General features: G+C 30.8%; 9 protein-coding genes. 4 read left to right on the top strand and 5 right to left on the bottom strand.

All coding sequences use genetic code 11. From position 1 onward, the window contains the following. Nucleotides 1–414: 414 nt before the first annotated feature. The gene (locus V6137_RS19575; protein WP_425449652.1) at nt 415–1,596 is read right to left on the bottom strand and encodes a glycine C-acetyltransferase; all 1,182 of its coding nucleotides are present in this window, start codon (nt 1,594–1,596) and stop codon (nt 415–417) included. A 298-nt stretch (nt 1,597–1,894) separates the two neighbouring features. Between V6137_RS19575 and V6137_RS19570 the strand changes: the two genes are divergently transcribed. Beyond that, nucleotides 1,895–3,154 carry a hypothetical protein gene (locus V6137_RS19570; protein ID WP_425449651.1) on the top strand — a complete coding sequence of 420 codons (1,260 nt, stop codon included), beginning with the start codon at nt 1,895–1,897 and terminating at the stop codon, nt 3,152–3,154. Between the two features lie 24 nt (nt 3,155–3,178). Here the strand turns inward: V6137_RS19570 and V6137_RS19565 are convergent, their stop codons facing one another. Beyond that, entirely contained in the window at nt 3,179–4,006 is an 828-nt protein-coding gene (locus V6137_RS19565; RefSeq protein ID WP_425449650.1) for a deoxyribonuclease IV, read from the bottom strand. Nucleotides 4,007–4,232: 226 nt separating this feature from the next. Here V6137_RS19565 and V6137_RS19560 point away from each other — a divergent pair, with 226 nt between their 5' ends. Continuing rightward, nucleotides 4,233–5,648 (top strand): aminotransferase class V-fold PLP-dependent enzyme, encoded by a 1,416-nt coding sequence (locus V6137_RS19560; protein WP_425449649.1) that lies wholly within the window; start codon nt 4,233–4,235, stop codon nt 5,646–5,648. Between the two features lie 106 nt (nt 5,649–5,754). Beyond that, nucleotides 5,755–6,879 (top strand): rod shape-determining protein RodA, encoded by a 1,125-nt coding sequence (gene rodA, locus V6137_RS19555; RefSeq protein WP_425449648.1) that lies wholly within the window; start codon nt 5,755–5,757, stop codon nt 6,877–6,879. 51 nt (nt 6,880–6,930) lie between these two features. Here the strand turns inward: rodA and V6137_RS19550 are convergent, their stop codons facing one another. After that, complete coding sequence (locus tag V6137_RS19550) at nt 6,931–7,452, bottom strand: GerMN domain-containing protein (RefSeq protein ID WP_425449647.1); 522 nt, start codon at nt 7,450–7,452, stop codon at nt 6,931–6,933. A gap of 185 nt (nt 7,453–7,637) precedes the next feature. Here V6137_RS19550 and V6137_RS19545 point away from each other — a divergent pair, with 185 nt between their 5' ends. After that, nucleotides 7,638–7,871, top strand: a complete 234-nt coding sequence (locus V6137_RS19545; RefSeq protein ID WP_425449646.1) for a YgaP family membrane protein — start codon at nt 7,638–7,640, stop codon at nt 7,869–7,871. Between the two features lie 95 nt (nt 7,872–7,966). Here the strand turns inward: V6137_RS19545 and V6137_RS19540 are convergent, their stop codons facing one another. After that, complete coding sequence (locus tag V6137_RS19540; RefSeq protein ID WP_425449645.1) at nt 7,967–8,425, bottom strand: NUDIX hydrolase; 459 nt, start codon at nt 8,423–8,425, stop codon at nt 7,967–7,969. Between the two features lie 106 nt (nt 8,426–8,531). Further along, a complete protein-coding gene (gene glsA, locus V6137_RS19535; protein WP_425449644.1) occupies nt 8,532–9,449 on the bottom strand; it encodes a glutaminase A in 918 nt (305 codons plus the stop codon). Nucleotides 9,450–9,730 lie beyond the last annotated feature (281 nt).

The raw sequence follows: 9,730 nt of genomic DNA, 5'->3' as shown, positions 1-9,730 counted from the left end.
TATTATATAACGGAAATGGGAAGGTTATTTTTAACCTTCCTTTTTTTCTTTTTTGCATAAAAAAATAATATAATGGATATCCATTATACTATTTTTTATTAACTGTCTATTTCCCGACAGCCCCTTTTTTATTGCTTATAGTAAGTTATATGTTTCTCTATGTAAGTCCTGAATATATTCAAGACGATTTTAAATACAGACAGTATATAATAGTAAAGTTCAGTTGCTAGGAGATTAGCAAGAATTCAGTTGCTGGGATAGTCGTAAGAGTTCAGTTGCTGGGGGATTCGCAATCCCACAGCTTATTAAGAAATATATCTAAGTCAGCTTTAGCCGATTTGTACCTTAACTGTCAATTGTCTATTGTCAATTCTCAACTGTAACTTAAAAAGGGCGCCTAGGCGCCCTTTTTAATTATATTATTCCCATCTCTTTTCCAACCTTTTCAAACACCGCTACTGCTCTATCTAATTGTTCCTCTGTATGTCCTGCTGTTATCATGCATCTTACCCTTCCAGTTCCCTTTGGTACTGTTGGGAACACTATTGCCGATACAAAGACACCGTTTTCCTTAAGGGCCTTACTAAACTCCATTGTCTTAGCTTCATCACCTATTATAACAGGTGTTATTGGTGTCTCACTGTGTCCAGTATCAAAACCAAGTTTACCAAGCTTTTCTTTAAAGTATTTAGCATTGCTCCATAATTTATCAGTAAACTCTGTTGTTTCCATTAACATATTTACAGCCTCTATTATAGCTCCAACTGCTGCTGGTGGTAATGATGTACTGAATAGTATTGGTCTTCCTCTATGGTTTAACCATTCTTGACCAGCTTTACTTGTAGCCACATATCCTCCTATAACTCCAATAGCCTTAGATAGTGTGCCTATTGAGAAGTCCACTTTACCATGTAGGTTAAAATGGTCAACAGTACCCCTACCGCTTTCTCCTAATACTCCAGATCCATGGGCATCATCAACATATGTCATACAATTATATTTTTCTGCCAACTCAACTATTTCTGGTAACTTAGCTATATCTCCATCCATACTAAATACACCATCAGTTATAATTAGACATTTATTATACTGGTCTCTCTTTTCTTTAAGCACCCTTTCTAGATCCTCCATATCTGAATGCTTAAATATAGCTTTATCAGCTTTACTTAATTTAACTCCATCAATGATACTAGCATGATTTAATTCATCAGATATGATTAAGTCACCTTTTTCTGTTATTGCTTGTATAGTACCTGCATTACAGTTAAATCCCGATTGAAATACCATAACTGCTTCTTCTCTTTTAAACTTTGCAAGAACATCTTCTAGTTCTTCATGTATATCCATATTACCTACTATAGTTCTAACAGCGCCTGCTCCAACTCCATACTTCTCCACAGCCTCTATAGCCGCTTTTTTAAGTCTTGGATGGTTTGCAAATCCTAGGTAGTTATTTGATGATAAGTTTATAACCTTTTGACCATCTAACATTATCTCTGCTTCATTTGCTCCTTCTAAAACTGGTAACTTTCTGTAAACACCTTGCTCCTTTAATCCTTCAATCTTACTCTCTAAGAAATCATGATTAGTACTCATAACTATATGTACCTCCTTTAATATTGATAATCTATTTGTCTTTACAATATAGGATTATTAAGTATTTAACAATATAAGTATAACATATTTCTTTCTTTTTTCCCACATTGATAACATTTATTAAATTTTTATTATATTTTAAATCATTCCCATCATTTAGATTATTCAATCATAAATTTTCTAATATACTTGTACATATTTTCACTTTGTGCTAATAAGTGATTGTGTAATTGGTATATCTATAATATAATATAGTAAATCAAACTATATAATACTTTTAAAATTGGGAGGTATCCATATGAAAAAGAACAAGAAGTTTATTGCAGTAATGTTAGTTGTCACTTTAGCCATAATCACTTTCACTGGATGTACAGCCGGGAATGAAGATTTAATGGATGCTATCAAAAAAACTAGCTCTATGAAATCTTATGAAACAAATGCTAGTGTTAAGTTAGATGTTTCTTTTGATAATCTACAGCTACCATCACAAGAGGCTCAAAATATGGCGATGGTTTTAAACATGCTTAAGAACATTGAAGCCAATATTAATCAAAAAGTGGTTCAAAACGAAGACCTAACAAAATTTAAAGCAGAATCTACTTTAGACTATACTTTAGGTGGACTTGGTGTTAAGTTAAATCTTTGGCATGACTATGACTGGTCGGGAGATAACTTTAAAATGTTACAAGTTATGGAAGTTCCAGGAATATTATCTGGCACTTTAGCTCAAGTTAATCCTGAGTTAATGGGAAAGAAATATATGGTATATGACTACTCTGATTATGATAAAATGTTAGATGGTCAAGATGCTGAAACGATGGAAAAAACCGAAGAATTCATGAAAGAATTTATGCAAAACTTTATGACTAAATTCCAACAGTCATCATTGGAACTATTGGAGGACTATGAAAAAGATTTTGATTTTGACAAAAAATTAGTTACATATAAAGGTAAAGAAAAAGTTAATGAAGAAAAGGTTAGTGTATATGAACTAAAACTTGATGATAAAACTGCTAAAGAATATTTAAGATATTCTGTAAACTATATTCTAGATAAAGAAGACCTTAAAGATAGTATAAAAGATTATTTAAATATGATAAAGGATATGGTTTACAACTTAGATAGTGAGAACATGACTAAAGAAGAAATGGATGAGGAGATAAATCAAATGCTTAACTCCTTTGATGTAGCAATGCTAAAAGATAAGTTTAATAGTTTCATGGATAAAATAGAAGATATTCAATTTGTTGGAGATGAAGGGATAGTTATGAATTTCCACGTTAACAAAGATGGTTATGTAGTATCTCAATCTGGTACAATGGATATTGTAATAGATATGGATAAACTTGAAGAAACTTTTAACAAGTTAGAAAACAATATAGGTACTACAGATGAACAATTACCAACTTTAAACCTAGACATAGAATATAATAGTAATATAACTAATATAAACGGGGATATTGAAATTAAGTTGCCTGAGTTAACTGATGAAAACTCTTTTAGTCAATTCGACCTTATGATGCCACAACCTCAATATCAAAATAACATGCTTCAATAAAAAAAGTCGGCTTTGCCGACTTTTTTATTGTGAAATTTTTCTTAGCATTTCTATTTCCCTTTTATACCCCTCTATATCATTGGGTGTTTCCAAATAAAAAGGCAAGTTTTTAAGTTTTGGATGGGTCACTATATTTACTATGGCATCAAAACCAATTTCTCCTTCTCCGATGGGAGCATGTCTATCTTTATTACTACCAAAGGGTTTCATACTATCGTTTAAATGTATTCCTTTCAATCTATCTAATCCTATTATACTATCAAATTCTTCTAAGACTCCGTCTAAATCATTTACTATATCATACCCTGCCGCAAATATATGACAAGTATCTATACAAACTCCCATTTTCCCTTTATAGTTAACCCCATCTATAATTTTTTTTAACTCTTCAAAGTTCCTTCCTATTTCTGTACCTTTACCTGCCATGGCTTCCAGTAATATTGTAGTGGTTGTGTCCTCTTTTATTGTTTCATTTAATATCTCTACAATTTGTTCTATCCCCTTTTCTACACCTTGACCAGTATGACTTCCTGGATGAAAATTATATAAACTACAGGGCAACTTTTCGAGTCTTTCTAAATCGTCTTTGAAAGCTATTCTAGCAAAGTCCCTTGTTTTGTCTGTCTTAGAGCACATGTTCAGTGTATAAGGTGCATGGGCTAATATAGGACCAAAATTATTTTCATCCATTATTTCCTTTAAACCTCTAATGTCTTTTTCGTCTAATTTTCTAGCCTTACCTCCCCTAGGGTTTCTAGTAAAAAATTGAAATGTATTTGCTTTCATTGCAACAGCTACTTTTCCCATATTCTTAAACCCTTTAGCTGTTGATAAATGACTTCCTATTATCATATATATCACCTCTTTTTCTATAATCTTATTATACCCAATCTATAACTTCTAAACTAAGTTTATCATATATATCTGTGTCAAATTATGCTCCTAGTCATATTATAATTATAAAGTAGTTTTTTTAATAAAAAACTCAGTTTATTTTTAAAATATATTTAAATAAAGTACGTAAAAATGCTGATTATGCCACAAGATTTGTTAAAATATAGAATAAGGGGGCTTTTTTATGTTTTTTAACAAAACATATTCAATAAATAACATCCGAAAACAGGTAGTTGGTATTGATAAGAAGGTTATGACTAAGAATGGTAAAAAAGTCAATTATGTTAACTTTGATAATGCCGCAAGCACCCCTACAATAAAACCAGTACTTAATAAACTAAATAATTTTCTACAATGGTATTCAAGTATTCACAGAGGAACAGGTTATAAGTCTAGGATATCAACCGATGTATATGATAAATGTCACGAAATAGTAGGTAATTTTGTTAATTGTGATTTAGATAAAAATACAGTTATATTTGTTAAGAATACAACAGAAGCTATAAACAAACTATCCTATAGATTAGGATTAAGTAAAAATGATATAATCATAACCACTTTGATGGAACATCATTCCAACGATCTACCCTGGAGAAATAAATCTAAAACCATACATTGCAATATTTTAGATGATGGAACTTTGGATCTAAATTTTTTAGAACATAAATTAAAAATTAATAAAGGTAGAATTAAGTTAGTAACTGTAACTGGATGTTCAAATGTTACAGGTATAGTAAATGACATCCATCACATTGCCACTTTAGCCCATAAATACAACTCAAAATTATTGGTAGATGGAGCTCAGCTTATTCCCCATCGTAAGATTAATATGAAGGGATATAATAGCAAGGACTATATAGACTTCCTAGTATTATCCGGACATAAGATGTATGCACCATTTGGTAGTGGAGCCCTTATAGGTCCTAAAAACATATTTTTAAAAGGGGAGCCTGAATATGTAGGAGGTGGAACTATATCAAGTGTCACCCAATATAATAGCTATTGGGCAGATCTTCCTGATAAAGAAGAGGCTGGAACTCCAAATGTAGTAGGTGCTGTAGCTTTAGCTGAGTCTTGTAAAATATTAGATGAAATAGGTATGGATAATATAAAAAAACATGAAAAAAAACTAACAAAACACATATTAAAAGAATTAAAAGCCATTAATAATCTGAAACTATACTCTCAGTTTAATAATAAAAAAGTCAAGGATACGGTGGGAGTTATATCTTTCAATATACAAGATATACCCCATGACTTACTTGCAGCTATACTTTCCTATGATTATGGTATAGGTGTTAGAAATGGCTGTTTTTGTGCCCATCCATATATTCATAGATTACTAAATCTTTCTTCTACAGAAATATCAAAATTACAGAAGAATTTAATTTTTAAAAATTTATCTTCTACCCCCGGCTTAGTTAGGGTAAGTTTTGGTATGTATAACACTTTAGATGAAATAGATTACTTATTGTCTAGCCTAAAAGATATAGTTAAAAATAAAAATCAAATATCCAATGAATATATTTGTAATGAAAAAAATGGAGAATATTATCCCAAACAAATACCCCAAAATATGTTTTCAGATTTTTCCATATAAGTATGTACCAATTACCTTTATTATAATCTTACCCATTATAGACTTAAGCAGTTACAATGTGGTATAATCTAAATAGTATTTAGATATAAGGTAAAGGATGATTTCTGTGGATAAAAAAAGAAGACAGTTTTGGAAGAGATTTGACTATATATTATTTTTTGCTTCTGTTTTTCTCTCTATATACGGTTTTATTATTATTTCAAGTGCAACTGCCAGCAAAAAATTTGGTAGTATGCCCTTTTTAAAACAACAAATAACAGCTTTCATATTAGGATTAATACTAATCGGTATTATATTATTTTTAGATTATGACTTCTTTGGAAAGCTATATATCCCTATATATGTTATATGTAATTTACTTCTACTAGCTGTGTTAATATTTGGATACGGTAGAGAACAATGGGGAGCTAGAAGTTGGTTGTCAATATTGGGATTTTCTTTTCAGCCGTCGGAAATAGTTAAAGTAGGTATGATTTTATCTATAGCTAAGTTTATAGATAAGAATCAAGAATCAATAAATGAACTTAAAACTTTATTAAAAGTTATTATCTTTGCTTCAATTCCTATTACTCTTATAGCAATACAACCGGATTTTGGTACTGCTATGGTTTTTGTTTTTTTTACAGCTATAATGCTTTTTGTTGCAGGTCTAAACTATAAATATATATTATTTTCTTTAATTGCTGGATTTGCAAGTTTGCCTGTGCTTTGGTTTTCCTGGGATAAGTATCAAAAAAAGAGAATTTTGGGTTTTATAACCTATCTAACTAATCCATCGGCGGATACCTCCGGTGATTTATACCAACTTGACCAAGCTATAACTGCCATAGGTTCTGGAAAGATATTTGGAAGAGGTTTATTTAATGGAGTTCAAACTCAATACAATTATTTACCTGTTAAGGAAAGTGACTTTATCTTTTCTGTTATCGTTGAAGAATTAGGACTATTGGGGGGACTATTATTAATTCTATTATATATAACCCTGCTTATAAGATTAATAAGTATAGCTAAAAATACTTCTGATTTGTTTGGGTCCTTGATACCAATAGGTGTAGCATCCATGATGTTATTTCATATATTCCAAAATATAGGTATGAATATGGGCCTTTTACCTATAACAGGAGTGCCCCTTCCCTTCGTAAGCTATGGTGGAACCTTTCTATTGGTTAACATGATATGTATCGGCTTATCTTTAAGTGTAGGAGTAAAAAAAGAAGGATTAAACTTCTAAAATACTAGATTTATGAATTTTTAACAGTAGTTAGGGGGTATAATCCCCTAACTAATTTTTTATACTTTTATACTTAGAAGTTACATCTTCCCTATCAAAGGGTTCTTTTATAGATATATGTCCCATAAGAGATTCCTCTATTTCACCATCAATCAAAAACTGAACTTTTGATATGTGTTTTAGCTCTGTAAGGGATAAAACTATTGAATCTATCATTAATGTCTCCTCAGCTGAACCTCCATTTAAGTTTTCACTGGAAAAATTAACATAGGCCGTCCCATCTCTAGTCTCTAAACTTAGAAGAGTAATATCTGGTCCTATGGTTCTTATATAATCATATTTCTTATCCTTGCTATCCTTTTTTAATTTTTCTACTATTTTCTTTTCTATACTATTTCCATCATAAGTAACCTCAGTTTTAATAGATAATAAATTTAAAGTTTCTTTGTCGCTAAAATACAGATTTACTTTCTCTTTTTTTGTTAGTTCATTTTTATTGTCACCACTTACATAACATACAGTACTTGTAAGTATAAAAACTATAATAAAAAAAACACCTAAACCCTTTCTCACTATATCCCCCCATTCATCTACCCCTCATTAATATTATATTTCACTATATATATAAAATCCATAAACAAATTAATCCCTAAAACCCTATATATAGATTAATTTTTAATAAAAAAAATAAATCTGTAATAGGTTTTATATTTTTTTGGAAAACTAAAATTGACTATTATGAAAAAGGTGGTGTTATTTTGAAAAAAAATGTAGGAGATTTAGATGCATATTTAAGAATAACCGGTGGATTAACAATGTTCGGAGTAGGAGTTGCTAAAGATTCAAGTTCCCTTATAGCTTTAGGGGCTATGAAAGTTGCAGAGGGTATAACTAGATTTTGTCCTGCCCTATATATGTTGGGCATATCCACTAATAATGATGACAACATGCCATTAAAGTTTTCCAAAAATTTTGATACCGATGAAAGTTAGGAACAAAGGCGATTTTGTCCCCTCTTTGTTCTGTGCAGAGTGCAGTTTAAATACAATAAAACCACGGATATCCGTGGTTTTATTGTATTTAAATCTTATTCAATTGACCTAATATATTCTAATGTTATCTTATACACATCATCTTTAAAGGATAAATTGTCGGGAAGTATATCAAATAATTTAACTAAATCAGTTTCACTCCATCTTGGTTTTGTTTCAAATCTATCAACTTCGGCTTTATAAATAGCAGTTTTAAATACTCCACTGTCAGAAGTAACATTATAGTAACCTAAGGGTTCTATAGATGCTAATATTGCCCCCGTTTCTTCAAGGGTCTCCCGTAGGGCACATTCCAGTGGGGTTTCTCCCTTTTCTCTTTTGCCCTTTGGAAACTCCCAACCCTTTCGCTTGTTGTGGTATGTCATAACATACTTCCCATTATAGAAAGTAAAAACGATACTTCCATGGGCATCTTCTAAATCTTTTACTCCATCACTAGTAAAATCAATTTTTATATCACCATTAACCCCTGTTATATTATAAATTAAATCCAACATAATCACCTACATCTATGATCTATAATTCCTTACTTAACTTATATATTTCTTTCCCCTTCTTAAAATTATAATATACATCTAATTGTAAACTTGCTATACCTTTTTAAAAAATACTTAAATTAAGTTTATCCGATAAATCCTTTAATACTCCATAGCCTGCAATTGAATTTCCCTTTTCATTTAATGCCGGACCAAAGACACCTATTCCCATTTCATTAGGTACAGATGCCATTATTCCACCACCCACACCACTTTTAGCTGGTATACCTACTTCTATGGCAAACTGCCCCGATTCATTATACATTCCACATGTTATCATAAATGTTTTTACAGTCTTAGCTATACTTTCAGTTGTAACCTTCTCTCTAGTTTTTGGTATTTGGCCCCTATTAGCCAAAAATAAGCCTATATTAGCTATATCTATGGAATTAACCTCTATTGCACATTGTCTAAAATATACATCTAGTATCTCTTCAACATTTCCATCAAATATGCCAACATCCTTCATAAAGTATGCCAATGCTCTATTTCTATCTCCAGTTTCCTTTTCTGATAAATAGGCTTCCTTATTTATATTTAATTTATTATTATTAGATATTTTTCTAAATAAGTTTAACAACCTTTCAAATTTTTCATCTGCATTTTTTCCCTTTATTAACGAAGCAACGGCTATTGCCCCTGCATTAATCATAGGGTTTAATGGTTTAGATGGTGATATCATTTCTAACTTAACCATGGAATTAAAAGCATCACCTGTGGGTTCCATTCCTATTTTATCAAAAACAATATCCTCTCCATTATCCATTATGGCCAGCATTAACGATATTGTTTTTGATATACTTTGTATAGTAAACTTTTTATTATATTCACCTGCTTTATAAGTGTTTCCATTAACATCTACGATACATATTCCTAAGTCATCTTGATTAGCTTTCTTTAAAGCAGGGATATAACTTGCTACCTTACCCTCTCTAGTTAAATGTTTATTATCCTTTAATATCTTATTTAGTAATGTCTCCATTCCGTCATCTCCCTCCTGCAAATAAGCCTAAAAATATGGCTTTATTTGAACTTTAGATTGTAAATTTTAAATAAAAAACAAAGTAATAGTTTTTAATACATTTTATTTTTTTAAGCCATATTTATTATATCAGAAAAAAATTTTTTTCCCAGCATATCGAGTAGGAGGTAGATAATTAATTTATCTACCGACCTCTCACACCACCGTACGTACCGTTCGGTATACGGCGGTTCACTAAGACAATCTGAATTTTTCATACTGTGAAGATAAACTTGTAAAAC

It is taken from the genome of Dethiothermospora halolimnae, from assembly GCF_037577855.1.
GTDB lineage: Bacteria > Bacillota > Clostridia > Tissierellales > VENL01 > Dethiothermospora > Dethiothermospora halolimnae.
This window is presented reverse-complemented; position numbering and strand designations above follow the sequence as displayed.

What these genes read in the sequence shown, in the direction of transcription:
- V6137_RS19575 (WP_425449652.1), bottom strand. Translation starts at nt 1,596, where the DNA reads ATGAGTACTAATCATGATTTCTTAGAGAGTAAGATTGAAGGATTAAAG.
- V6137_RS19560 (WP_425449649.1), top strand. Translation starts at nt 4,233, where the DNA reads ATGTTTTTTAACAAAACATATTCAATAAATAACATCCGAAAACAGGTA.
- V6137_RS19565 (WP_425449650.1), bottom strand. Translation starts at nt 4,006, where the DNA reads ATGATAATAGGAAGTCATTTATCAACAGCTAAAGGGTTTAAGAATATG.
- V6137_RS19570 (WP_425449651.1), top strand. Translation starts at nt 1,895, where the DNA reads ATGAAAAAGAACAAGAAGTTTATTGCAGTAATGTTAGTTGTCACTTTA.
- glsA (WP_425449644.1), bottom strand. Translation starts at nt 9,449, where the DNA reads ATGGAGACATTACTAAATAAGATATTAAAGGATAATAAACATTTAACT.